This window comes from Nostoc sp. DedQUE02 (genome assembly GCF_034531035.1).
Taxonomy (GTDB): domain Bacteria; phylum Cyanobacteriota; class Cyanobacteriia; order Cyanobacteriales; family Nostocaceae; genus Nostoc.
The window spans coordinates 48428-73172 of record NZ_JAVRBY020000005.1; the positions used below are offsets into that span (position 1 = coordinate 48428).

Genomic DNA, 24745 nt, shown 5'->3' on the forward strand with positions numbered 1-24745 from the left:
CAAAATTTAGTGGTCAATTTGCAGATTGTCTGCTAAATTCTGTATTTTAAATCCCAAAACCTAAATTAATATCTGCCTGTGTATTCATCTTCCATCTTTGAAGCGAATCTTGACGATTTTTCTGAGCAAGAACCCCAACGTGCCCCAATTGGTATCTTTGATAGTGGTGTGGGTGGGCTGACAGTACTGCGACAAATATATCGGCAACTCCCCAATGAATCAATTGTTTACTTTGGGGATACAGCTAGACTTCCTTACGGAATTCGTTCACAAGCAGAAATTTTACGATTTACACGTGAAATTATTACCTGGCTACAACAGCAGCAGGTAAAAATGGTGATTATGGCTTGCAACACCAGTTCTGCCCTAGCCCTAGAAACCGTGCGTCAAGAATTCAGCATACCGATTTTGGGAGTAATCCTACCGGGTGCAAAAGCTGCCGTGCAGCAAGGAAAGCGGATTGGTGTAATTGCTACTCCAGCTACAGCAAAGAGTAATGCTTATAAGCACGCCATACTCGAAATTGCTCCTGATGTCCAAGTCTGGCAAGTTGGATGTCCAGAGTTTGTGCCACTGATTGAGCAAAACCGCATTCACGATCCTTACACTGCTGAAGTAGCACGAGCCTACCTAGAGCCTTTATTAGAGCAGGAAATTGACACCTTAGTTCACGGCTGTACCCATTATCCTCATCTAACGCCAGTACTGCGATCGCTCCTCCCCTCTCAAGTCCAGTTGGTCGATCCAGCTGTTCATGTTGTGGCAGCTTGTGCCCAAGAGCTAGACTTACTAGGCTTAAGAAATACTCACTTACCACTGCCAACTCGCTTCGCTGTTAGCGGTTGTCCGCAACAGTTTTCCCAATCAGGAGTGCAGTGGCTAGGCTATACCCCAATGGTTGAAGAGGTTTCCTTCACTGATATAGCTATTTCTCAACTCTAATAAACTAATTAGTCCTTAGCCCTAGTCTTTGGAATCAAAACAAATGACCAAGGACTAAGGACTAAGGACTAAGGACTATTGCCTATTGCCTATTGACTATTAACTGATATCTCCTGCTTGTGTTTTCCTTCAGCAGATGAAGGGAAACTTCTAGGAACAGTCTTTGTACCTGTTCGCTTCGCCAGTGCTAATAACAGGTAGACTGTGAACAAATATCCAGAGGCTAAAATAAAAATCATCATAGGTATATTTCCGTAAATCATTGTTCTACTAGCACCCTTCTAAACGAATATAAAATTACATAAAATTAGTAGAACCTCAGCCAAGCAAGTGCATTCTTGATGGCTGTAGTTTCATACAGTAAAATTACCTATAGAGATAAAATCCTCTACGGACAAAGAATTTATGATTTAATGCGATTTCTTGCAGACCATAGATCCCACAGCAGTTAGATTGCCGTTTAGCAATCTAAAACTGCGATTCTCAGCGATCTACTTGATCTGCTTTATTTTTGCTCAAACTGCTGTGAAAAGAGCAATGTTTGCGCTCAACGTGCGCTGATGACGTGTAGCGGCTTCCCATAGGGATATCACATAGCTCCAAACCAGGAGTTTCGCATATCGTCGAAAAAATTAAAGAATTTATTCCTTTAATCTAACCAACGAATATTTATTTTAGACTCACAACACTAAGTCAGTAAAATCAACTAGTAGCTGACTTACTTTTGGGATGTGAATAGCTTACAAAATTTAAAATTCCTATATTTTAGCGTAACACAACGACCCGGAATTTTGAGCCTATTCGGCTGCTAAATTTCAAATTTTTTGAGGAGCTACACCTCAATCTGGAGAAATTTAGCCTTACCGATTGATGATAAGTATAGATACTCTTACTTTTGTCAATAAGTAATATTGCTTAAATCATCTTTTGAACTGTGACAGTAAAGGTGAGACGATCAACTACTTAACACAATTTCATTGAATATTTATTTTCGTGTACTGAGAATTCATGTTTTGAGTTAGTTTAAAATCTGAGTTCACATAAAATAAGCACAATTACTTATTGACAAACGCATTAACAACCTTAATTATCACCCATAGACTCATAAAAATGGGATTACCTGATGAAAACTTTGCGCTGGCACAGGGTTATCTTAAAATGAGTGTAGGATATGTAAACTTTCGTAACCTAAGTCAGAGTCCGCCCATACATGACCCCAGCCACCTCCCTGTTTACCCCTGTGGAAGCAGACCTGCGACTACTAGCAGATAACCTAAAACAGCTAGTTGGAAATCGCCACCCCATTCTGTTTGCAGCAGCCGAACATTTATTCGGAGCTGGGGGAAAGCGTATCAGACCAGCAATTGTCCTGCTAATATCGCGGGCAACAATGTTAGAACAAGATATCACACCGCGTCATCGCCGCCTTGCTGAGATTACAGAAATGATTCACACAGCAAGCTTGGTACATGACGATGTGGTAGATGAATCAGACGTGCGGCGAGGCGTTCCTACCGTTCATAGTTTGTTCGGGAACCGCATTGCCATCTTAGCAGGAGATTTTCTCTTTGCCCAATCGTCCTGGTATTTAGCAAACTTGGACAATTTGGAGGTAGTGAAACTGCTCTCACAAGTCATTATGGATTTGGCTACTGGGGAGATTCAGCAGGGACTTAATCGTTTTGATGCTGGTATCTCTATTGAAACGTACATTGAGAAGAGTTATTACAAAACAGCTTCGTTAATCGCCAATAGTTCTAAAGCTGCTGCGTTACTTAGTGAAGTCTCGCGAGAAACTGTTGAGCATCTGTATAGCTACGGTCGTCATTTTGGTATAGCATTTCAAATTGTTGATGATATTTTAGATTTCACCAGTACAACAGATACCTTGGGTAAACCAGTGGGGTCTGATCTCAAAAGTGGTAATCTGACTGCACCAGTTTTATTTGCTTTGGCCGAAAAACCATCTTTAGAAGTGCTGATTGAACGAGAGTTTGCTCAAGAAGGCGATTTAGAGCAAGCACTAGCACTGATTCAAGATAGTCAAGGTATACAGCAGGCGCGAGAGTTAGCTGCTCACCATGCTAAGTTGGCAATTGAACATCTTGCAGTTCTCCCATTTTCAGAATCCCACCAGGCACTGATTAACATAGCTGAGTACACACTGAGTCGCCTCTATTAAATCAGTTATCATTCTCAGGTAGAAAGTGGGAATTTAGATGTAGGTGTGTTGTGGCTTGCGTAACGCACCGAAAACCTGAAATGCTGTGTTAACGCTTTAATGTACTAAAGCAGTTTTATGTTTAATTAAATCCGCTTATTTAACAGGTAGAAAGTGGGGTTTTTTAGAAGTTCTTAGGGATTTCCAAAAAATAAATTACTACTACTTGTGGGATGGATAGTGTTCAACTGAGCGCTAACTCTAAAGACTTGCCCGCTTTTGGTTACTGGGTAGCTCACAATCAAGAATGGGATATTTTTTATGTGAAAGTTTTTAAGTATAAAACTCTGCTTCATTAGGAAACTAAAATTTGAAAATGGAAAAATGTTCACTGATAACTATTTTTTAATCAATTTTAGGTTTCACCGAAAGTTGAGTCGATCGCATGGTGTAACGGAAAGAAAAATTTCTTTTTTCACTGATTTAAAAAACTTTTTTAAAGAAATTTGAGATTTAAAAATTTGGATGTGGGATTGTATCTAAAAAACCCCACATCCAAATTTTTTCTATGCAATATCAGGGGGGATCTGTTTAGGCGATCGCTGTTGTCGTAACTGTTTTTGCATGAGTTTTTCTAGTTCAGTTCGCCGAACTTCGACGGTATGAGTGGTCTTACCCGGCGTCTCCAAAAAAACGATACTATCTACGGGTTCTAATGCCACCAATTGGAACAAAATATGGGTGACAGGAGTAATTTTAGCTAGCATTTGAGGGTCAAGCCCATCAGGGGAAATTAGAGAGACATCCTGTATGGTAGGGAAAGCGTAAATCACACGTTTTTCTAATCCTGGGTTAGCACGATTGCTCAATGTAGTTAAAACCCAGCTTGACTCCGAATTCTGGAGAATATAGTACTGGGAGTAGCGTAATTTTTGAGCGATCGCTCTCAGGGCAGGAGCAATTGCTGCAACAAGATGTGGTGTAATACCATCGCGGGGTGCATTGTCAATCAGCAATTGAATTTGTGCTTCTAAATCCATAATGACTTGTATACGACTCTTGGGTAATGGCAATAACATCTATCAAGTGTGAACAATCCCATCAGAATTGGGAATAATAAAATCAGCCATATCCTCAATATAGGATTGGCCTGCGTTTAGCTTATACGTAAAACCAAACTAGCCAATACCCACAGTCCTACAGGTTGTATTTAAGTTAAGTTAGGGTCTTTTGAAAACCGAGACTATGAATTCAGCCGCAACCGCAACTATTCCATCTGCAACTATTCTGGGAGAAAATTCTACAGGCGTGGAGGCGATCTTTCAACTCCTGTCCAAGGAGTTTCAGCAGTCAACTAAAGCTTCGGAACAGAATTGCCACGATGTAGCAAGACGTATCACCACCGAAGTCTACCGGATTTGTCATGAGAGTAAACGTATCCAAGCTTCTGGCTCTGTAGAAAGCTCGGCGATGACCTTGGCTCGGCATCGGCTGCAACAATGTCTCAGATACTATCAGTTGGGTTCAAATCGGGGCAGAGTCGAATTACACAGTACTTTGAGTGCAATTATTTATCGATACATTAATCCTCCTCAGAGACAATTGAGCTATCAAGGGCGGCTGACAATCATCGAAGATTTCCTCCAGAGTTTTTATCTAGAAGCGTTGAACGCTTTCCGGCGAGAAAATCAACTTGGTGCTACTTATCGCCCGCAAACGCTCTTGGAATTGTCCGAGTATATGGCATTTACTGAGCGCTACGGCAAGCGACGCATTCCCTTACCAGGCCGCCAGCAACAGCTAATTATCCTGCGGGCACAAACTTTTTCCCAACAGCAGCCGCCAGAAACCAGCGTAGATATAGAACAAGCCGCAGAAGGTAGCAATAATGAAGGTGACGGTTCTTGGGAAGAGCCAGCAATTCACCAATTGCGCTCCACAATGGCAACCCAAGCCGAACCCGAACCCGAAGAAGACACTTTGCGTTCTGTTGTTGTTACAGAATTAATGAATTATCTCGAACAACGACAACAATCTGACTGTGCTGATTACTTTTCTCTCCGCCTCCAAGATTTATCAGCACAAGAAATTGAGTCGATTTTAGGTTTAACTCCTCGTCAGAGAGATTATTTGCAACAGCGCTTTAAGTATCATCTGATTCGGTTTGCCTTGTTACACCGTTGGGAATTAGTTCACGAGTGGCTGGAAGCTTCTTTACACACCAATCTGGGCTTAACTCCCCAGCAATGGCAAGTATACACAGCACAGCTGGACAATAAGCAACGGTCTTTATTAGAGTTGAAGCAACAAGGACAAGCTGACGAAAAAATAGCAAAAACTTTAGGGCTGTCAATGGCACAACTGCAAAAACGATGGTTTAAGATTCTTGAGCAAGCTTGGGAAATTCGTAACTCATTAGTTTCCGGATCAGGTGCATCTACTCATGAATAGTGACTCAGAATCCTTACAACACCAGTGTCTCGATTGGTTATTGACAGATGATGTCAAAAATAACGAGCGATCGCTAGAATGTGAGGAAAATGACGGGGTAAAAAACCTCCTCAAAGAAGCCACTGCTTCAAAAAGCAGTGAGCCAAAATTGGGAGGAACGCCCCAGACCTTTCAATTGGGAGAAATTCCTACTGTGCAAGATCGTTTTCAAGCTGTCCTTAAGAATCGGTTACAAATCCAAGCCCAAGAACACCCACCGTTGTTTCCTTGGGAAACACAATTAATTGAATATCCTGATTTTGTTGATGAGCCGTCAATGACACTCGTTCCTAGCTGGGGATGGATGGTACAACAGTCAAAGTTGACCTTGCCAACTCGCTTACCGGAAAGAGTTTTCCAGCAATTGCTAGAACAATGTCAGGCTTTAGTGACATCTTCAGTGCCATTGGGGGCAAAATTAGTTCAAGTGGTGGAGAACTTTTTTCCCAATGAGTCTCAAGCACTAAATGACATAGCTGGATTGGTGCTAAGAAGCACCTATCGCTCTGCAAGTACTCTGGAGACAATGCCCACTATTGAGAGCGATTACTCAGATTTACAACCGCGTCAACAGATGGCTTTGTCGTTGCTAGCAGCTAAACAACTGCTAGAAAATCTGACTCTACCAGTTTCAGCAACTAGTCCAGTGGTAGAAAGACAATGGCTAACCAGTGTTGGTGCTTTGAACATCAGAGTAGAATACCAGTCTCTAGGTAAACTTACGAAGTTGCTTGTGCAAGCTGAGTTACCTGTTAAAGGAACTTTGACGCTGCGGGGAAGTGGCACTTTAGCAATGACAACATCTTCGACTTCGGGATACTTAAATGTAGAGTTAGGCTGCGAGCAACTTAACCCAACTTATACCCTGGAAGTTGAGTTTCCAGAAATAGACGAACAGCCGTTGTTGTTTGTGATTAATCCCACAATTTAGTTGAAATTGCCAGCGCTAGCACACTATGTCAATCAACGCCGATATATATTAAGAGGATTTTCCTGGTTTTGAAGCTTATCTTATTTTTCAACAAGCGGTCATTAGGGTGTCTACGAGAAGCAGTTATTACAAAGACACAGGGACGCGGGGATAGAGGGACATGGGGACATTGAGAAAGTATTTGATTTCTCGATTTACCGCGTCAACCGTTTCTCGTGTATCTCCATCTCTACCCCGTATTTATCATTTTTTTGACACAGTAGTAGGGTAAGTAATGACTCCCCCTCCATTGTGTTTTTTGCATCTACATCATTGCTTCTATTAGACTCAAATGTTTAATTTATCCAGGATGAATCGGTTTTGGCGTATCCCTGTAGGTAATTTCTGGCGGCAAAATCCACAGGATTCGCCTTTGATTGAAGTGGAAGATTCAATTTTATTGCGGGTGCTGGTGCTAGCGTTGGTTATTTTGGGAATTGTGGCGACGGATATTGCTGCTGAAACTTCATTCAGTTTTTGGGCGTTACCTCTGAGTGTTGTGGGTGCAATTTGGAGTTATTATCGTCGCCGCGATCGCAATGTTGCAATTAAATTCTGCATCGCCATCGGAATGTTAGTAGCACTGGGTGCTTTCTTTGGGCGATTAGTCGGAGAGTTGAATGATACGCGGTTGGGTTTGGCAGAGTTATTAATTCAACTCCAGGTGTTACACAGCTTTGATACACCCCGCCGGAAAAATTTGGGCTATTCGATTGTTATCGGACTGATTTTATTGGGTGTAGCAGCAACCCTAAGTCAGACTTTAGCATTTGCACCTGTGTTGCTGTTATTTCTAGCGATCGCTCTGCCAACTTTAGTATTAGATTATCGCTCGCGCTTGGGTTTGCAGCCATTAAAAACCCAAAAGGAAAAATTCAATCAGAAGAATTCCTCAAGTCTTAATTTTAAATTTTTAATTCTAACTTTTTTGCTAATTGTCGGTCTGGGACTGGCAATTTTTGCTGTTTTACCTAGATTCCCTGGCTATCAGTTACGAAATTTTCCTGTAAGTTCTGCTATTCAAGTAAAAAATAATTTTACAGGACGTAGTATCATTAATCCCGGTTATGTCCGCCAAGGTAAAGGTGATAATCAAGGTAGTGGTAGCGGTGGTACGGGACAAAATCAAAATGGTCAACCAGGTAAAATAGATAATAATTTTTATTACGGTTTTAATAGCCAAATTAACCAAAATTTGCGGGGCGAGATGAAACCCAAGGTTGTCATGCGGGTGCGATCGCAAGCTGAGGGTTTTTGGCGAGTATTAGGATTCGATCGCTATACAGGTAAGGGATGGGAAGTTTCTCGCAATGAAAATGTTACGACTGTTAGGCGATCGCCTTGGTCTTACCAAATTTTTCTTTCCCCATCTGTACTTACTGGTAAAACCCAAGAAGTAGTGCAAACTTATACAGTGGTGTCAGATTTGCCTAACCTGATTCCAGCGATGACTTATCCCAAAGAAGTTTACTTTCCAGCACCAGTGATTGCTGTTGATAAAGAAGACGGATTGCGATCGCCTGTAGAATTATCAGAAGGCTTCACCTACACAGTAGTTTCCCAAGTGCCATACCGCGATCGCACTTTGTTAGGTGAAGCTTCGACTAAATATCCACCACAAATTAAAAAGCATTATCTGCAAATTCCTCCCGAAATTGCTGAAAAAGTTCGGCAACGTACCGAAGAAATCCTCGCTAACTACAATCAAGAAAAAGTTGCAAAGTCTGCTAAAAGCTTAGATTCACCCTACGAAAAAGCTCTCTACTTAGCTCAATATTTAAAGCAACGCTACTCTGTTCCCCAAAATCCCTTAGACCTACCTTATTTGAGTGAAAAAGAAGATTTGGTAGAAACATTTTTGTTTAAGCAAAAGGGAGGCTATCCAGACCACTTTTCAACAGTTCTTACGGTAATGTTGCGTTCCATTGGTATCCCAGCGCGGTTGGTAGCAGGGTTTAGTGCGGGAGAATTTAATCCATTTACAGGGCTATATGTTGTCCGTAATACTGACGCTTATGCGATGACGGAAGTGTATTTTCCGAAATATGGTTGGTTTGCCTTTGACCCTATTCCCAATCATCCTTTGATTCCGCCATCCATTGAAGACACTCAGACTTTTAGTGTGTTACGCCAATTGTGGCATTGGGTTGCTGGCTGGCTACCTTCTCCGCTGACAGGTTGGTTGAATAATGTATTTGAGACAATATTTAAGTGGGCGATCGGAGCGATCGCTTGGTTTTTAGCTTTATTCTCTCAAGGTTGGTTTGGTGTATTAACTGGCTTAATTGTGGGAACTACAACCGCTTTCTTCGCTTGGCTGGGTTGGGGTCAGTGGCGAGAGTGGCGCAACCGCCGATGGTTAAATAAATTGCCAGCGATGGAGAGCCTTTATCAACAAATGTTGCAATGGACAACCCAAAAAGGTTTAGGCAAACATCCAGCACAAACACCTTTAGAATATGCCAGAGTTTCATACCAACATCATGCTTTAGCAACTGCTGAGGTTATAGATGAAATTTGTCAAGCTTATGTTGGCTGGCGTTATGGCGGTCATACACCTAACTTGCAGCGATTGCGACAAAGATGGCAAGGTTTGAAAAAAGCTGCTAAGTAACTCATTGATAAATTACATAAAAAGGTTGTCCGTGGGGCAACCTTTTTAATTTCAATGTCAGAACCAAGCTTTTTTACGTCTTCAGCGAGAGATGAAGGTAAAAACTCGCCAACATTGAACTTAACCTCGCATCTGCATCAAATTTCCTGAAGAGTAGCGACGCAAACCGTAGTAGAACACACCTGCACCAACCAACAGGACGGTAGTTGACCCAACCACTGCTAGCGCCGTATGAATCAAAGATAGCGATCGCAATGCTTCAATCGGCAAATAAGTCACAAATCCAGCCGGAATCAACGTGTACAAAAGGAGTTTCACCGTTCCCTCAAACAAAGTCGCTGGATAGGTACTGAAGGTAAGCATGGCATTTCGCCACTGTTGTGTCAGTCCTTCGGAATTGCCCAGATAAAAGCTGAGGCTACCTGTCAAAATATTAAAGCCCACGAACAACGTCGCCACTGAAACTGTCAACCCAGTAAACAATGCCAAATGCACTGCATCAGGCTTGACAAAAAATAAATAAACCCCATACCCAAATAGCATATCTCCCCAAGATGTAGCATTCATCCGCCCTAGTAGTAGGTGCGGTAAAAGCGCACGAGGGTACAACATCCACACATCCAACTGTCCTTGGACAATTAAACTTGTCAGTTGCAAAGCGTTACCGCAGATAGTATGAGCCAAACCAAATCCTGTTGCGGCGATCGCCCACAAAGTAACTACATCTTGTACCGTCCAGTCACGTAGCACTGGAAAACGTGTGAAAAACAGCCCCCAAAATGTTACCCACACTAGGTTATTCAGTACCATCGCTAGCACTTGCGTCAGGAATGCGCCACGATATTCTAAGTGAGCATTCAGATTGAGGCGAATATAAGCGCCAGCTAATTGTAGGTAAGAAAGTAAACGCCAAAACATATCAACCTCCATGCGCGTGGATACGTTTAACTGCTGTGCGGTATACAAGGGCTACTAAGAGAGCCAGCACACCGATAGCAACTGCCTGCCGCACCAATAATTGACTGGCAAAAGCTAAATTGGGATGCACAAATAAACGCGCTGGGCCATACAAAATACTAGCGAAGGGTAGAACTTGTAGTACTGGCTGCCAGGTTTCTGGTAGTAGTTCCAAAGGAATCAGCATCCCACCCAAAATCATCGTCAACCGAGAGTAAATGAGCATTAGTCCGGTGGTATTTTCCAGCCAGAAAGCTCCTAAACCCACTAAGAAGGTTGCCAAAAAATCTAGGACAAATGCCAGTGGTAGCGCCACTACGAATAATAAAATTCCTCCTAAACTTAGAGGAATTGTGCCGACAAACAGTAGTGCAACTAAGGATGCGATCGCAACATTCAACCCAAAGCGCACTGTCCGCTCTCCCAAAGTAGTCCACAAACGATACAAAGGGTAAGATAAAGGGCGTATTAGTTGCACTGCCAGCGCTCCCGTCCGTACATCCTCGTCTACCTCTAAAGCAACTTGGGGGCTGGAGAGGACAATAGACTCAGTAATACCCAGATACCAAAGCATCTGAGCCAGCGTTAAACCTCCCAGTTTCTCTGCATCCGTCTCGGCATAGGTGACACGCCACAGTTGTAAAAAAATGTAGAGAATGACAAACAAAAAAATTCCTCTAGAAGCAACTTCTCCCCAATAAGCCAGGTTGGAGCGAGCTGCCGTCAAGCCAATCCAGGTATATTTATTGAGACTGTTCACTGAATTATGAGGCTGCCTGAGCATAAATGTGTGCAATTACCTCTTCTAGCGGTGGGTCTTCAATTGCAATATCAGCCACTGAACCCGCTTGGAGAATTTTAGTCATCACAGTTTCAATTGGTGTGATGCGGGTATTAACCTCCAGCTTGAGTCCATATTCGCCAGCTTTGAGTTGCGTCACTCCTGGGAGGCTGATTTGGGCGGGAGAGGTATGAAATTTCACGCTAAGAATCTTTGAGCCAAGGTATTGGCGGCGCATTGCCGAAACTTTGTCATCAAGTACTACCCGCCCATGATTAATTACCACTACTCGTTGCGCCACTTGTTCAATGTCGCCTGCATCATGGCTGGTGAGAAATACTGTTACTCCCTCATCGCGGTTCCACTCCCGGATGAGGTCGCGTAATTCCTGACGCGCAATTACATCCAGTCCAATTGTGGGTTCGTCGAGAAATAGTACTTTCGGTGCATGGAGTAAGCTGGCTGCTACTTCTGCTCGCATTCTCTGACCTAAAGACAATTTACGTACTGGGGTATTCCAGAACGGGCTGAGGTCAAAACGCTCAACTAGTTGGTCGCGACGTTTGATGTATTCTTGCCGATTCAGATTATAGATTCGCGCCAGTAGCTCTAAGGTATCGCGGGGAGGTAGGTGATACCATAACTGCGATCGCTGTCCAAACACTACCCCAATCTGGTACGCTAGTTCGCGCCGATTTCGCCAAGGGTTTAATCCCAATAACCTGGCTGTGCCAGATGTGGGCTGTAGTATGCCTGTCAGCATCTTGATTGTAGTGGACTTCCCCGCTCCATTTGGCCCAATGAAGGCGATCGCTTGACCATCTGGAACGGTCAAACTAATGCCATCTACGGCGACAATCTCTTTATGAGTGCGGTTGCATCCCCAACCCCGACTCAGAGTAAATATCTTGGATAAATTTTCCAGTTCTACGGCTGCCATCACCGATGAACCTCTGTTGGTGATTTTTATACTACAAATATAATACAAAAACTGATGGAATTGGGGATTACAACCCCAAAAAAAAACCCGCCGTAGCGGGTTACACAACAAAACTATGAACAATGAAAACTTGATTTAGCTGGAATACCTCATCTCAGCTTCCAGTTGACGAATCAGTTGTTCGTCGCCTTTTGCTCTGGCTACTTCCAAGCGATGCTCTAAGCTTCTTTGAATATTCGCTCTGTGAGCTTCTCGTGATTTGCTCAAACTTTGTAGTCTATTTTGACTCATACTGAATTACCCTCTTTAATTTTTTGCTTTATATCTTGTATTCTTAACATAGCACACAATTTGTAGCTGTTGCTACAGAATTTTATAGCTTTATATATATTTTATCTTAAATATGTCTAAAGAGCAGATACAACGACCACTTATAACTTTGCTCAGTGATTTCGGCGATCGCGATGTTTATGTAGGCATAATGAAGGGAGTTATAGCCCAAATCAACCCCAGACTGGGGGTGATAGACTTAACGCACCAAATTCCGCCACAAGACATCGCCGCAGCTAGATTTAACCTGATGAATGCTTATGCCTATTTCCCGGTTGGAACAGTGCATTTAGCAGTAGTAGATCCGGGTGTGGGAAGCAGGCGACGAGCGATCGCAGTAGAATTTGCTCAAGGGTTTCTCGTAGGGCCAGATAATGGTATCTTTAGCGGGGTACTCAGTAAAAGTCCTGCGATCGCCGCCGTCGAACTTACAAATCTTAATTATTGGCGAACTCCTCAACCAAGCAAGACTTTTCACGGTAGGGATATCTTTGCCCCAGTGGCAGCTAATCTTGCTAGTGGTGTCCCCCTTAAACAGCTAGGACAAGAAATTGATCCAGCAAGTTTAGTAAAGCTGGATATAGGCGACTACAAGCAAACAACAACTGGTGTAGTGGGTTGTATTCAATATATTGACCACTTTGGCAACCTAGTGAGTAACATTCCGGGGAGTTACGTGCAAGGCAAAACTTGGTATGTACAAGCAGCTGGGTTGAATATACCAGGCTGTGAAACTTACGGTGATGTTAAACTGGGAGAGATTATAGCTATAGTTGGCAGTCATGGCTGGATAGAAATTGCCATTAATAATGGCAACGCTCACTTACATTTGCAGTTAGATCGTCAAAAATCGCTTCAGGTTGTACTAACTTAAATACCGATAGCACCCTCCGCTTTTGCCTTAGTCCCTGCTACATCTAGCACTCTCAGGTAAGTTTCTCGGTCAGATTCTTGCCAATCTTTGCTTTGTAAATATTTCTACAACTGGCTGTAATCGACATTGCAGGCTGTGGTGATTTCTACTTGCTTCAATGAGCTAGAATTAATAGTTGTGTTAACTAAATTAGTGTTTCCTGGGTTTTTGCTCTCAGACTTAGACCGCGTTAACGAATATCCAATCCAGATCAAAACAGCAAATATACCTATAAGACTTGCTGTGATTAGTAAAGTTAGTGCCAGAACAGTCTGATTATTCTTTGCAATTTTTGGATGCTTCTGATTAGTTTTAGAATGTCCCAAGTAGAATTTAGTTTAACCTACCAGATAATAGATGGATATTTTAGCTTTTTTTGACAATTGTCAAGATTAATACATATACAAAACAATCTTCATTAGCCAACTATGACTACACAAACACTCTCTGCACCAGAAGTTTATCAAGGTCAGTTTGGAGAATTTACAATTACTCAGAGCGATCGCACTGGCGTAATTATCTACCGTGCTGGGTTGGTGGTAGCAGCATTGAGCTTTGCAATCGGCAGCGCTTTGGTTTTACTCAACAATAACCCGACTATTGTAACTGCACTTACACCTCTATATGCTTGTTTTAGTCTCGCTCTTGGTGTAAGTTTATTTACCATCCATATTTATATGGCATCACTGCACCGAGCGTTGCAAATTTTTTGGGCGATCGGTAGTATAACATCAATGATTCTGGCAATCACTAGTAATGAACCTTTAGCTCTTGCTGTTTACAATCAGCCGATGACACTATTTGGAGTTGGTTTTATCTTCGTTGCTTTGACAGGTATTTACTTTAAAGAGGCTTTTTGCTTCAATCGCCTGGAAACCAAAGTATTAACCCCAATAGTACCGATATTGTTGTTAGGACATTTAGTGGGAATTTTACCAACTCAGGGAGAAAGTGTTTTATTAGGAATTTGGGCAACCTTATTTTTGGTGTTTGCCCTGCGAAAGACAGTGCAAGCAATTCCTGCTGATATTGGCGATAAGTCGGTGTTTACCTACTTGAAAGAACAACGTTTAGCTAAGGTTTAATGCAGGCAAAAAATCGTCGGTGTCAAAAATTTCCAAAAATCAAAATAATCAAACGCCAAGAAATGTGGACACTTACGGCTCAGGGGTGGGCGATTGCGATCGCTTTGATTGCTTACTTAATATTTGTCATGCTTACTCATGTACACTCATTTCTCGCCGTAACTTCCCCGATCGAATCAGCAGAAGTATTAATTGTTGAAGGATGGCTACCAGATTATGCTATAGAAGAAGCTTTGACTGAATTTAAAAACGGTTCTTATCGTCAAATAATTACTACCGGAGGTACATTAGGAAAAGGAAGTTTTCTTACCGGTTATAAGAACTATGCAGATGTGTCAGCCGCCACCTTCATAAAACTCGGTTTAGAAGCAGAAAAAGTAGTAGCAGTTCCGACACCTTTCGTAGTTAAGGATCGTAGTTATGCATCTGCTGCCGAATTTCATCGCTGGCTATCCAATTCAAATTTACAGATAGAATCAATTAATCTTTTTTCTTTGGACGTTCATGCTCGTAGGAGTTGGTTTCTTTTTAAAAAAATACTTAACCCTAAAATTAAAGTTGGTGTAATTGCTGCAAAAACGCAAGATTATAGTCCAAGCAAATGGTGGGGTTCTAGCGAAGGTGTGCGGACAATTATTGATGAAGGTATCGCTTATATTTATGCACGGTTTTTGAATTGGCAAGCCTAACAGTGATAATTCGTAATACTTCGGCTTACCTCGACTTCGCTCGGCACAAGTCGCTCAGTACAAGTTCGTAATTCGTAATTCCCAGATCCCCTAATTTTCAAAGAAATCGGGGATCTATCTGCTGACCTGCTTACTTACCCAGAATTTGTAATAATGCTTGCCGATAAATTTTTAGGCCCTCTGTATTCAGATGATCGCCATCACTGGTCAAATTTTCTTTAAGAACATTATTTTCATACAAGGGTGCTACTCCTGCTGCTGCAACTGGCACTTTTTCTGCTTCAGCAATTTGGTTAATCAGAACATTAATTTGTTCAACTCTAGAATTTGGGGCTGCTATAGTTGGATCTGAGCTTGCTGCAACTGTTGAATAGAAAGCCGGAATGAGAAAAATCTCTTTAGTTCCTATTGTTCTTATAAGTGCGATCGCCTCTTGCAAATTTTTGCTAAATAATTCATCACTAATTTTATACAAAGCATCATTTCCACCTATGGCAATAATAGCTTTTTCGCATTTAACCTTGGTAGGAATTAAACTTTTCAGTTGTTCCAGTAAAGAGATTGTACTTAGACCATTTAACCCAAAATTAAAAGTACCATCTCCCAGGGTATTACCAAGTTGAGCCGAAATAGAATCGCCAAATAAGCAACCTGAGAACTGTTTATCTTGGGCAGCAAGTGTCTGATATTGCAGGGCAATTTTCCCTAAAGGTGAAGAACTTACGTCGTCTTTCGGTGGCGCATCAGCAGAATCAGAAGATAAATTTGCCATACCGACTAGCTTCTGAATTTTTGACACCTCAATAACTAGTTGACTACTTGGATAGGCTTCTAGAAAGGTGGTTATTCCTAGACCTTCTGGTGATTTTGCTCCGATGATAATGGCAGATCGTAGTGCTTGTATACTCGCTTGATCGCGACGGGCGATCGCTTGGGAAGCAAAAGATAAAATTTGCTTGCCCATTCCTGTGTTTATCAGCTTATCTAAAGCCACAATATCAAGCGACATTTTCACCTGAAGGGCTTCTTGGAACTTTTGTTTCTCCTTAGCACTAAGGTAATCTAGGAAAGATTGCAAATCGCTAGAAGCCTTTTGCGTCTTGTCGTAGTTGCGTATATCTGCCACTGGAATCGATTGCTCAAACAATCCGTACCTGACAACAATCTTTTCGGCAGCCAAACTAGGCAACAAACCAACACAACTATGCACCAGTAAAAATATTAAGCACCCAGATAGGCTTATTAAAAGACGATAGAAATATTTCATCACAGAAGATCAGAAGATAGATAGTCAATAGTTAATAGTCAAGAGTCAAGAGTCAAAAGTCAAGGGGCATTAGGAATTGGCGCAGCCTCTTGTAGAGAAGTATTAGGTATGGAGAAGAGACAAGGGAGAGACTTGTTCAATAATTCCTCCATCTTCCTCTCCCTCTCCACATCAACAGCCAACCTCAATTTGGGAATACTCAATCCAGTAAGTGTGAGGATAGAACAGTGGTAGAAGAAGGCGCATATTGGTTAGCTTGGGCACAAATTTCGGGAATTGGCCCGGTATTACTGCGACGGCTGCAACAGCATTTTGGTACGCTGGCAACAGCTTGGAACGCTAGCAAGGTAGAGTTGGCAGAGGTGGAAGGTTTGGGTTTCCAAACACTAGAAAAAGTAGTACAACAGCGATCGCGTTTGCATCCAGAACAATTATTTACCAAGCACCAGCAGGAAAATTCCCATTTCTGGACACCAGCAGATGCAGATTATCCCCGCTTACTGCTAGAAACTCCGAGTCCACCACCGATTTTGTACTATCGCGGTGAAGTCGAACTCCAAGAAAATCTCGGACAAAAACCGATGATTGGAATTGTCGGAACTCGCCAACCCTCAGAATATGGTATTCGTTGGACTCGCCAAATTAGTACAGCTTTGGCTAAAAATGGCTTTACAGTTGTTTCTGGTATGGCAGAGGGAATTGACACAGAAAGCCACATCGCCGCCATGAAAGCAGGTGGACGCACGATCGCAGTTTTGGGGACTGGTGTCGATGTCATCTATCCACATAAAAATCGGGATTTGTACAAGCAAATTTTGACGGCTGGGTTAGTCGTGAGTGAGTACCCCACAAAAACCCCACCCGATCGCACTCACTTTCCCCGCCGCAACCGAATTATTGCAGGCTTAAGCCGCGCCATACTGGTAATGGAAGCGCCGTTAAAATCTGGTGCTTTAATTACTGCTACCTATGCAAATGAATTTGGTAGAGATGTCTATGCATTACCTGGAAGACTGGACGATCATCCGTCTCAGGGGTGTTTAAAGTTACTCAGTCAGGGAGCTTCTTTCATTCTTAAAGAGCTAGACGAACTGTTAACAATGCTAGGAGCCATACCACAAATTGATGGAGTTGAGGCTTATACAGCACCAGAACAGTTAATGCCAACTTTATCGCCAGAATTGCAAACGATAATGGATGCGTTCGTCGTAGGCGTACCGGAGGTACTCGCAAGTGAAGCTTTACCCTTTGATTTTATTGTCCAACAAACCGGTATGGCTGCTGGCTCAGTTTCCAGTGCTTTGTTACAGTTGGAACTTATGGGTTTCGTTTCGCAATTACCAGGAATGCGGTATCAAAAAAGTTGAGAAATAAAAGATAATAGTATATTTGAGCTTTTTAACTTTGTTTTTAACGATTTAACTAACAGATTTATGGGAATATAAAAATACAATTTTTATATAAAATAAACTAATTAAAATCATGAATCAATGGGCTTTTGAATACCAAGTAGAAAATATAGGTAAATCTGTTATTTTGCACGCAGACTGTTTCGAGTGGCTGAGTAGAATACCAGAAAATAGCATTCATGCAGTAGTTACAGATCCACCTTACGGGGTGAAAGAATATGATTTTGACCAGTTGCTAAAAAGAGCAAATGGAAATGGAGGTATTTGGAGAATTCCACCATCATTTGATGGACATCAACGCGCACCTCTACCACGATTTACAGCACTTACTACCAAAGAACGTTTAACCTTAAAAAATTTTTTTGTAGAATGGGCAAAATTAGTGATACATGTACTTCGCCCTGGTGGTCATGTTTTTATAGCAAGTAATGCATTTCTTTCCCAATTAGTTTTCTCTGCTTTAGTTGAGGGTGGTTTGGAGTTTCGTGGAGAATTGATTCGCCTGGTGAGAACACTTCGTGGTGGCGATCGCCCAAAAAATGCCGAAGATGAATTTCCTCATGTGTCTTCCATGCTCAGAGGATGTTATGAGCCGTGGGGTATTTTACGAAAGCCGATACCAGTAGGGATGAAACTCAGCGAATGTCTGCGAGAATTTCAAACTGGAGGGTTAAGACGCAACAGAGATGGTACACCTTTGGGTGATGTTATTGCTAGTGAGAGGACACCTCAGAAAGAACGGGCTATTGCAAATCACCCAAGTCTCAAACCACAGTCTTTTTTACGTCAGATAGTTTATGCTGCACTGCCTTTAGGTGAAGGTATAATTGCTGATACTTTTATGGGTTCTGGTTCGACAGTTGCGGCGGCGGAAGCTGTTGGTGTCTGCTGTATTGGTATTGAGCGTAATTTAAATTATTATGAGATGAGTTGCAATGCTATTCCTAAGTTAATAAATTTAGAAATGGCTTCCTCGAACGTTACAGATTTACAGCTTACTTTATGGTAAATTAGGAATTTGATAAATCCAGTTGGACATCATTTTTTGATATCCAGATTTAGTAACACTGGCAGTTATTGTTCTGCGACTAATTTCCGAACGTCCAGAGAATGACCAATCATTCTTCGTAAGGCTAGCACCAACAACCTTGATAAAACGAAATGGCTTTGGCTCAATACCTTGAACAGCATCACTAGGACGGTTACTATCAAAAACAAATACAATCAGCCAAGTATCTTCGGGATTATGTCCCTGCCATCCACTTTGATAACGAGAAGCTTTTACTTCAATACCAATATGAGAATGCTGTACAGAGTTTTTAGGAAACATCCCAGCAGGAATTAAATCAGGATGTCCGTTATGATATTGATTTTTAACCAGGCTAGAGCAGTATTTCGGAATATTTGAAATCATGAATTCTCCAACCATAGTGCTAAAGTTGGCTGGCATCAGCATTACCTCAAGACGTTCTATTTCTTTGCTGTAAAGCTGTTGATTGATAAAGCCTAAAAACTCTATAAAATTATTCATTGCCAAAACGATGTGTTCAATTTTACAGTCGTATGGCAGAGTCGCATTAAGATTAAAACCGTTACTCTCAATGGGGTGAGGTTGGCAGGCAATCAGATCTAGTTCGCCGCTCATTTATGAGGGGGTGATGGATGTCATAAACAATACAAAACGATACAAATTCAAAAATCCCAAATTAATTATCGTGGAGGATAATATTGGGGATTCATAACTGGAGATTGATAACCGTTTGCTGGTACAGTACTTCCCATACCGTTAGGTACAGGACTCACAACAGGAGGCTGATAAATGCTCATGGGCACAGTGCTTGTTGTAGCATTGGGTAAAGCAGGATTTACAACCTGGGGCTGATAACCATTTGCGGGTACAGTGTTTGTAGTAGTGCTGGGTGGGACAGCAATCTTGCTAAACTCTTCGTAGGCAACACGAGAAATTGAGCTAATCAATTTTTCGGCGCGAGGATCGTTTTCAGGGCGTTGTACCATTACAGAGGCTATGTAGCGCTTGCCAGTTGGAACAACAATTAAACCTGTATCTGCCAACATTGTGCCGATATCACCCGTTTTGTGATATGCTCTTGCACCTGTTCCCAAACCAGATGGCAGCAGAGTGTCTTTCTGGGTGCGACGCAAGATATCGAGCATAAGATCGCGTGATGGCATACTTACTAAATTGCCCTGACTCACAATCGCCATCAAATTTCCTAATTCCTTGGGACTAGTGGTGTTTGTCCCTTGCAAATCTGGGAGTTGATTGCGAATCATCGTGGCTGTCAACCCCCAACTGCGGAAACGCTGGTTTAAAGCGTCAATGCCTCCCAGTTTGGCAATCAGCATATTTGTTGCCGTGTTGTCGCTGATTGTAATCATTTTAGTGACGACTTCCAAAGCAGCGTACTTGGTTCCCGGTGGTTTGTATTGCAGATTTCCCGAACCGCCAGCCACCATATCCTGTTCCATCGTCAGCATTTCATCCAGGCGAATTTTCCCCGCGTCTACATCTTGGAAAAAGGCAATCAGAATCGGCACTTTAATTGTGCTAGCTGCCGGAAAACTGGTTGAGCCATTGACATCTACATAATTACCAGTATCCAAATCTACTAAGAAAACTCCGGGTGTAAGATTTGGGTTGGTGTCCGCCAAATTTTGCACGGCATTTTTCAAAGAGGTAATTTCTTGAGATAGGTATAGACTCGAAGATGCAGCTGGGATTGGTGTAGGTTGTGGCTGCGATCGCGCCACATTACTATTAGATTGCGATGCCGAATTTGTGCTAATACGATTGGCTGGGTCTAATACTGACAACACCGTGCCCACAATTGCGCCCATCCCAACACCCACAATCAATAACCGCAAAACATACAATACGGTTTTGGCCATTGGCTTTAACTGGGTTTTTCGCGATGAGCGTCTGCCTGTTTTTGGCTTTTCCATCCGCACTGTTTTAACCATCACAGCACCTGGTCGGAAGGGAGGAATTTTTCCCTTTACACTAGGTATTGGTTTTACTGCCGTTGGCATAACTAACCCCGATTTTACCCTACGTGTAGCGCCAGAGATTGGGGGAGGACTGATTTGATTTTTTGGGCGTGTTAACGCCCCGTCAGATCCATTTTTAGTTTGCTGCTGACTGTTAGATTTAACTCTCTTTTTTACCACTTTTTGAACTTTTTGTGGCTGCTGGCGGCGATTTAAGGGTTGACGCCGCGAGAAAGCTGTTAGTTCGTCACTTGACTCTGACACAGTTACTCCTTGTGACCCACTTGACTGTTTTCTTGCAGACTCCTGACCCAAAACTTAATCTTTAAGCAATATTAATACTCAAATTCCACTTTGCCACTAAGTAGCATTTATGCGTTTAGTTTAAGCTATATTAAACTTTTTGGGGGGATGATTGCGTATATATTAAACGAATTATTACAAGTTTTCACTATCCTTCTGGTTTTTAATGGCCCATTCTACCTGCTGCAAAATTCCTCGCAGCATAGCTACTTCCGCAGTTTTGAGATGAGCGCGATTATATAATTGGCGAAATTTTGCCATGCGACTAGCTGCTGTATGGGGATACACATAGCCAATTTTCAGTAATGTTGATTCTAATTGCTGATAGTATCCTTCTACAACATCTAAGGGTGCAAGTTCAGTTTGGGGTAAGGTTTGAATGTCAGGCTGGGCACATTGTGACAATTCATAACAACAGATTGCTACAGCAGTAGCCAAATTTAGGGCAACATAATCTTGACTTGTGGGAATGCCAACAAACCTCTGTGCATAATTTAATTCTTCATTGCTTAATCCCCGGTCTTCTCTGCCAAAAATCAGTGCTGTGGGTTTTTCTGGTTCCTCCAGTAACCAGGGTAGTGCAGTGCGGGGATTTTCTAAGGGTGTTTCTAAACTACGAACGCGACCAGTGGTAGCGATCGCCCGTACACATCCATGCAATGCTTCTGGTAAGGTTGCCACTATTTCCGCAGATTCTATAATTTCCTGAGCGTGAACAGCCATCATCAGAGCTTCCGTCGATAGCGGATCGCATTGGGGGTTCACTAATACTAAATTATATAGACCGAAATTTTTCATTACCCTGGCGATCGCGCCGATATTGATCGGCCCAGCTGGTTCTACCAACACAATTCTTAATCCAGCCAAGCCCATTTTTTGCCTCCTGCGATCGCACCGGTACTTACAGACTAATTTTCAGCATCGTGGTTCTGCTGAAGAGTTTCCTTGAAATCATTTTAGCTGTGTAAGTGAATGCCTGCGTCAGGTCTGAACAGTTCAGCGCAATCTTTGCCGTTCAGCTAGTCGTTCGTCACTATTTATTTGTAGTAATCTAATCGTTGTACGTCCCATAGGCGTTAATCCTACTAGATTCAGTTCTGAAAAGGTGGAGTGTTCAGCCCATTTCTGGGTGCGTGGGTTAAAGAGAAAACTAAAAGCCCCTGTTTCTGGATCGAAAGATCCTCAGTCAGTGCCTTTATGACGATTACATCGCCAGCAGGTGAGGGCTAAATTATCAGCATTTGTTGCGCCACCGTGCTTTTGAGCAATAACATGATCAATCTCATGGGCAAAGAAAGCAACTCCTACGGGTAATTGGCAATATTCACATCTGTAGTTTGCGCGTTCTTCTACCAGTCGGCGAAGAACAACCGGAATATAGGTTGCACTCACGGTCAGCTGGTCAAATAAGATAAGTTACCTGCTTTAATCATCACAACTAAGTGTTCAATACGTTCATATTCATCTAGTTCTTTCAACTCCGTGGGTGTGAGTTCACCTGCGTTACTGCGTGTTAGCAAGGTACGCAATCGTTCTTGCATTTCGGGAGTAGGTTTAAATTCAGCAATTTGTTCAGGAGTGGGGTTGCTAGCCAAAAAATCTAAGATATATCGGTAAACTTGTGCTGGTACAGCTGGTTGTTGGAGGCTCAATGCAAGTAGTTCAGGTAAGCGATCACCTACTTGTGCTAGTTGTCGAGATAATTCCTCTGATACTTCTAGAATGATTCTTGGCATGGGGATTGCATTGGCAATTTACTATTATTAAATGATATATCTCGGATATATCTCGGATATATCCGAGATATATCATTACTCTGGCGATCGCTCCGACATTACTCACCCCAGCTACCTCTACCAAGACAATTCTTAATCCAGCCAAGCTCATTTCATTTTTTACCTCCTGCCCCCTACCTCACTTCGACTACGCTCAGTGACCACCTGCCTCCTGCCCAAATATGTCTCACATTCTTGTCGAAAATCTCAGGAAGACTTTCTTTGTGTCTGAACGTTCCTCTGGGCTTTTCGGTTCAATACGAGGACTTGTGCAGCGAAAAACTAAAGAAGTTTATGCCCTCAAAGGAGTTTCGTTTTCCCTGGAACGGGGAGAACTTGTAGGATACATTGGCCCAAATGGAGCTGGTAAATCGACCACGATTAAAATTTTAAGCGGTATCCTCGTACCTTCCAGTGGAAAATGCCTAATTGGCGGACGAACTCCTTGGAAAGATCGAATTAAGCACGTTAATCATATCGGTGTAGTGTTTGGTCAAAGAACGCAACTCTGGTGGGATTTGCCAGTGATTGAGTCTTTCGATTTGCTGCGGGATATTTATCGAGTTCCCCAATCAGAGTATCGCCAGACACGCGAAGAAATGATTGATTTGCTTGGTCTTGAAAGCTTTCTCTCGACTCCGGTGAGGCAGTTAAGCCTTGGTCAAAGGATGCGATGTGACTTTGCAGCCGCCATGCTTCATAGACCGGAAATTCTTTTTCTTGATGAACCCACTATTGGGCTTGATGCAGTTTCCAAGCTTGCAGTCAGAAAATTTATCAAAGCGCTGAATAAAACTCATCAAGTAACCACGATCCTGACTACCCATGATATGGATGATATCGAGGCATTGTGCGATCGCATAATTATTATTGGTGGAGGTGAAATCCTTTGTGATGGAACTTTAGCAGCATTGCGTTCTCAAGTTTCCTCGCGTCGGTACTTAAGAATCGACTTAGCAAACGATGATTTCTTTTTTGAACAACAAGGAGTCAGTATTATCTCTAAAGAAGGTCGCACCGTAACTCTAGCCTTCGATCCCACAAAGCTTTCTGCTGCGTCTTTGATTAGCCAAGTTACCTCACAACACGAAGTAGAGGATCTTTTTGTAGAAAATCCACCTATTGAAGAGATAATTGCCGAACTTTATGCAATTTCAGCAGGTATTGTCCCATGAAAGCATATTGGTCACTGTTTGTTGCTAGATTTACACTGCTATTGCAATACCGTGCTGCTGCTTTGGCTGGTGTTGGAACTCAGCTTTTCTGGGGGTTAGTGAAAGTAATGGTTTTACAGGCATTCTTTACTCATACAACCTCTGCTCAACCTATCACTTTTCAACAAGCTGTAGGATATGTCTGGCTGGGACAGGCGTTTCTGATGGCGATTGTCCCTTGGGGAGGTGATAGAGATATTCAAGAACTCATCCGAACTGGTGCTGTCGGATACGATCTTCTTCGACCCACAGACCTTTATAATTTTTGGTTTACTCGCGCATTAGCACTTCGTACAACGCCCCTGATACTTCGTAGTATTCCGCTTCTTGGTGTCACAATTTTCCTTTTTCGCATTTTTGGGCTTGATGAATGGTCGCTTTCTTTTCCACCCTCCTTTGCTTCTTTTGTTGCCTTTTTTATCTCTTTTATTGGCGCAATTTTACTTTCGTCTGCATTAACTATGCTTTTGACTGTATCAATGATGTGGACGATTTCGGGCGAGGGAATTAATAGCATTCTACCTACTCTTGTTAGTATCTTCTCTGGCATGATTGTTCCGTTGCCACTTTTCCCTGAGTGGAGCAAGCCTTTTGTGAATGCACTTCCTTTTTCAGGATTAATCGACAAACCTTTTCGTCTTTTTACTGGAAATCTTCAACCAAACGCCCTATTTAATATATTGCTGCATCAAGCTTTTTGGATAGTAATCATTATTATCCTTGGGCGTGTTCTTGTGAAATATGGCATCAAAAAGCTTGTAATTCAAGGAGGATAAGTAAATAATTTGTAATTCTTAATTTTTAATTCTTAGTTTTTTAATAATGAAGATAGATTTATTTATTTATTTATTTGAGATAAAAATTATCAAGCGACTATGAATGATTTTCTGCTATAC

General features: G+C 42.2%; 24 protein-coding genes. 12 read left to right on the plus strand and 12 right to left on the minus strand.

Features of this window, described 5'->3' with window-relative positions; all coding sequences use genetic code 11:
• The first annotated feature begins 78 nt into the window (after positions 1-78).
• Positions 79-942, plus strand: a complete 864-nt coding sequence (gene murI / locus RMX98_RS06835; RefSeq protein WP_322677956.1) for a glutamate racemase — start codon at positions 79-81, stop codon at positions 940-942.
• Between the two features lie 89 nt (positions 943-1031).
• On the opposite strand, the gene RMX98_RS06840 is transcribed toward murI, so the two are convergent.
• The gene (locus RMX98_RS06840; protein WP_322678021.1) at positions 1032-1184 is read right to left on the minus strand and encodes a hypothetical protein; all 153 of its coding nucleotides are present in this window, start codon (positions 1182-1184) and stop codon (positions 1032-1034) included.
• Positions 1185-2152: 968 nt separating this feature from the next.
• On the opposite strand from RMX98_RS06840, the gene sds reads away from it, so the two are divergent.
• Positions 2153-3124, plus strand: coding sequence for a solanesyl diphosphate synthase (gene sds / locus RMX98_RS06845; protein ID WP_322677957.1), 972 nt, complete (start codon positions 2153-2155; stop codon positions 3122-3124).
• A gap of 545 nt (positions 3125-3669) precedes the next feature.
• On the opposite strand, the gene RMX98_RS06850 is transcribed toward sds, so the two are convergent.
• The gene (locus RMX98_RS06850) at positions 3670-4143 is read right to left on the minus strand and encodes a hypothetical protein (protein ID WP_322677958.1); all 474 of its coding nucleotides are present in this window, start codon (positions 4141-4143) and stop codon (positions 3670-3672) included.
• 205 nt (positions 4144-4348) lie between these two features.
• Here RMX98_RS06850 and hetZ point away from each other — a divergent pair, with 205 nt between their 5' ends.
• The 3 genes from hetZ to RMX98_RS06865 all read left to right on the plus strand — a co-directional run bounded on the left by hetZ (position 4349) and on the right by RMX98_RS06865 (position 9177).
• Complete coding sequence (gene hetZ / locus RMX98_RS06855; protein ID WP_322677959.1) at positions 4349-5554, plus strand: heterocyst differentiation protein HetZ; 1206 nt, start codon at positions 4349-4351, stop codon at positions 5552-5554.
• Positions 5547-6524 (plus strand): PatU, encoded by a 978-nt coding sequence (locus tag RMX98_RS06860; protein ID WP_322677960.1) that lies wholly within the window; start codon positions 5547-5549, stop codon positions 6522-6524. The genes hetZ and RMX98_RS06860 overlap by 8 nt, the downstream gene beginning before the upstream one ends.
• A gap of 349 nt (positions 6525-6873) precedes the next feature.
• Complete coding sequence (locus tag RMX98_RS06865; protein ID WP_322677961.1) at positions 6874-9177, plus strand: DUF3488 and DUF4129 domain-containing transglutaminase family protein; 2304 nt, start codon at positions 6874-6876, stop codon at positions 9175-9177.
• Positions 9178-9297: 120 nt separating this feature from the next.
• Here RMX98_RS06865 and RMX98_RS06870 read toward each other — a convergent pair whose 3' ends face one another.
• From RMX98_RS06870 to RMX98_RS06885, 4 genes are all read right to left on the minus strand, one after another.
• Positions 9298-10095 (minus strand): ABC transporter permease, encoded by a 798-nt coding sequence (locus RMX98_RS06870; protein WP_322677962.1) that lies wholly within the window; start codon positions 10093-10095, stop codon positions 9298-9300.
• Between the two features lies 1 nt (position 10096).
• Complete coding sequence (locus tag RMX98_RS06875) at positions 10097-10894, minus strand: ABC transporter permease (protein ID WP_322677963.1); 798 nt, start codon at positions 10892-10894, stop codon at positions 10097-10099.
• A gap of 4 nt (positions 10895-10898) precedes the next feature.
• On the minus strand, positions 10899-11855 hold the full coding sequence (locus RMX98_RS06880; RefSeq protein WP_322677964.1) for an ATP-binding cassette domain-containing protein: 957 nt from the start codon (positions 11853-11855) through the stop codon (positions 10899-10901).
• A 135-nt stretch (positions 11856-11990) separates the two neighbouring features.
• Positions 11991-12146 carry a hypothetical protein gene (locus RMX98_RS06885; RefSeq protein WP_179064081.1) on the minus strand — a complete coding sequence of 52 codons (156 nt, stop codon included), beginning with the start codon at positions 12144-12146 and terminating at the stop codon, positions 11991-11993.
• A 112-nt stretch (positions 12147-12258) separates the two neighbouring features.
• Between RMX98_RS06885 and RMX98_RS06890 the strand changes: the two genes are divergently transcribed.
• The 3 genes from RMX98_RS06890 to RMX98_RS06900 all read left to right on the plus strand — a co-directional run bounded on the left by RMX98_RS06890 (position 12259) and on the right by RMX98_RS06900 (position 14872).
• The gene (locus RMX98_RS06890) at positions 12259-13059 is read left to right on the plus strand and encodes an SAM-dependent chlorinase/fluorinase (RefSeq protein WP_322677965.1); all 801 of its coding nucleotides are present in this window, start codon (positions 12259-12261) and stop codon (positions 13057-13059) included.
• A gap of 467 nt (positions 13060-13526) precedes the next feature.
• Positions 13527-14183: a DUF2301 domain-containing membrane protein gene (locus RMX98_RS06895; RefSeq protein WP_322677966.1), complete on the plus strand. Its 657-nt coding sequence runs from the start codon at positions 13527-13529 to the stop codon at positions 14181-14183.
• Positions 14183-14872, plus strand: a complete 690-nt coding sequence (locus tag RMX98_RS06900) for an ElyC/SanA/YdcF family protein (RefSeq protein ID WP_322677967.1) — start codon at positions 14183-14185, stop codon at positions 14870-14872. Before RMX98_RS06895 ends, RMX98_RS06900 begins: the two co-directional genes overlap by 1 nt.
• 130 nt (positions 14873-15002) lie before the next feature.
• On the opposite strand, the gene RMX98_RS06905 is transcribed toward RMX98_RS06900, so the two are convergent.
• Positions 15003-16082 carry an alpha/beta hydrolase gene (locus RMX98_RS06905; RefSeq protein ID WP_322677968.1) on the minus strand — a complete coding sequence of 360 codons (1080 nt, stop codon included), beginning with the start codon at positions 16080-16082 and terminating at the stop codon, positions 15003-15005.
• A 284-nt stretch (positions 16083-16366) separates the two neighbouring features.
• On the opposite strand from RMX98_RS06905, the gene dprA reads away from it, so the two are divergent.
• Positions 16367-17506: a DNA-processing protein DprA gene (gene dprA / locus RMX98_RS06910; protein WP_322677969.1), complete on the plus strand. Its 1140-nt coding sequence runs from the start codon at positions 16367-16369 to the stop codon at positions 17504-17506.
• Positions 17507-17621: 115 nt separating this feature from the next.
• Entirely contained in the window at positions 17622-18557 is a 936-nt protein-coding gene (locus RMX98_RS06915) for a DNA-methyltransferase (protein ID WP_322677970.1), read from the plus strand.
• Here the strand turns inward: RMX98_RS06915 and RMX98_RS06920 are convergent.
• The 5 genes from RMX98_RS06920 to RMX98_RS06940 form a co-directional block, all read right to left on the minus strand.
• On the minus strand, positions 18549-19193 hold the full coding sequence (locus RMX98_RS06920) for a hypothetical protein (protein ID WP_322677971.1): 645 nt from the start codon (positions 19191-19193) through the stop codon (positions 18549-18551). The genes RMX98_RS06915 and RMX98_RS06920 overlap by 9 nt on opposite strands.
• Before the next feature lie 65 nt (positions 19194-19258).
• Positions 19259-20821 carry a serine hydrolase gene (locus RMX98_RS06925; protein WP_322677972.1) on the minus strand — a complete coding sequence of 521 codons (1563 nt, stop codon included), beginning with the start codon at positions 20819-20821 and terminating at the stop codon, positions 19259-19261.
• 174 nt (positions 20822-20995) lie between these two features.
• Positions 20996-21733, minus strand: a complete 738-nt coding sequence (locus RMX98_RS06930; RefSeq protein ID WP_322677973.1) for an RNA methyltransferase — start codon at positions 21731-21733, stop codon at positions 20996-20998.
• Positions 21734-22042: 309 nt separating this feature from the next.
• Positions 22043-22252: an HNH endonuclease signature motif containing protein gene (locus tag RMX98_RS06935; RefSeq protein ID WP_322677974.1), complete on the minus strand. Its 210-nt coding sequence runs from the start codon at positions 22250-22252 to the stop codon at positions 22043-22045.
• 2 nt (positions 22253-22254) lie between these two features.
• Positions 22255-22596, minus strand: a complete 342-nt coding sequence (locus RMX98_RS06940) for a hypothetical protein (protein ID WP_322677975.1) — start codon at positions 22594-22596, stop codon at positions 22255-22257.
• Between the two features lie 263 nt (positions 22597-22859).
• Here RMX98_RS06940 and RMX98_RS06945 point away from each other — a divergent pair, with 263 nt between their 5' ends.
• Both RMX98_RS06945 and RMX98_RS06950 read left to right on the plus strand, forming a co-directional pair.
• A complete protein-coding gene (locus tag RMX98_RS06945; RefSeq protein WP_322677976.1) occupies positions 22860-23810 on the plus strand; it encodes an ATP-binding cassette domain-containing protein in 951 nt (316 codons plus the stop codon).
• Positions 23807-24625, plus strand: a complete 819-nt coding sequence (locus tag RMX98_RS06950; RefSeq protein ID WP_322677977.1) for an ABC transporter permease — start codon at positions 23807-23809, stop codon at positions 24623-24625. Before RMX98_RS06945 ends, RMX98_RS06950 begins: the two co-directional genes overlap by 4 nt.
• The last annotated feature ends 120 nt before the right edge of the window (positions 24626-24745 follow it).

Bases quoted from the DNA above. Each gene is read 5' to 3' on its own strand.
- RMX98_RS06840 (WP_322678021.1), bottom strand. From the start codon at position 1,184: ATGATGATTTTTATTTTAGCCTCTGGATATTTGTTCACAGTCTACCTG.
- RMX98_RS06895 (WP_322677966.1), top strand. From the start codon at position 13,527: ATGACTACACAAACACTCTCTGCACCAGAAGTTTATCAAGGTCAGTTT.
- RMX98_RS06865 (WP_322677961.1), top strand. From the start codon at position 6,874: ATGAATCGGTTTTGGCGTATCCCTGTAGGTAATTTCTGGCGGCAAAAT.
- RMX98_RS06915 (WP_322677970.1), top strand. From the start codon at position 17,622: ATGAATCAATGGGCTTTTGAATACCAAGTAGAAAATATAGGTAAATCT.
- RMX98_RS06900 (WP_322677967.1), top strand. From the start codon at position 14,183: ATGCAGGCAAAAAATCGTCGGTGTCAAAAATTTCCAAAAATCAAAATA.
- RMX98_RS06920 (WP_322677971.1), bottom strand. From the start codon at position 19,193: ATGAGCGGCGAACTAGATCTGATTGCCTGCCAACCTCACCCCATTGAG.
- RMX98_RS06850 (WP_322677958.1), bottom strand. From the start codon at position 4,143: ATGGATTTAGAAGCACAAATTCAATTGCTGATTGACAATGCACCCCGC.
- RMX98_RS06885 (WP_179064081.1), bottom strand. From the start codon at position 12,146: ATGAGTCAAAATAGACTACAAAGTTTGAGCAAATCACGAGAAGCTCAC.
- RMX98_RS06860 (WP_322677960.1), top strand. From the start codon at position 5,547: ATGAATAGTGACTCAGAATCCTTACAACACCAGTGTCTCGATTGGTTA.
- RMX98_RS06930 (WP_322677973.1), bottom strand. From the start codon at position 21,733: ATGGGCTTGGCTGGATTAAGAATTGTGTTGGTAGAACCAGCTGGGCCG.
- RMX98_RS06890 (WP_322677965.1), top strand. From the start codon at position 12,259: ATGTCTAAAGAGCAGATACAACGACCACTTATAACTTTGCTCAGTGAT.
- RMX98_RS06950 (WP_322677977.1), top strand. From the start codon at position 23,807: ATGAAAGCATATTGGTCACTGTTTGTTGCTAGATTTACACTGCTATTG.
- hetZ (WP_322677959.1), top strand. From the start codon at position 4,349: ATGAATTCAGCCGCAACCGCAACTATTCCATCTGCAACTATTCTGGGA.
- sds (WP_322677957.1), top strand. From the start codon at position 2,153: ATGACCCCAGCCACCTCCCTGTTTACCCCTGTGGAAGCAGACCTGCGA.
- RMX98_RS06870 (WP_322677962.1), bottom strand. From the start codon at position 10,095: ATGTTTTGGCGTTTACTTTCTTACCTACAATTAGCTGGCGCTTATATT.
- RMX98_RS06880 (WP_322677964.1), bottom strand. From the start codon at position 11,855: ATGGCAGCCGTAGAACTGGAAAATTTATCCAAGATATTTACTCTGAGT.
- RMX98_RS06940 (WP_322677975.1), bottom strand. From the start codon at position 22,596: ATGCCAAGAATCATTCTAGAAGTATCAGAGGAATTATCTCGACAACTA.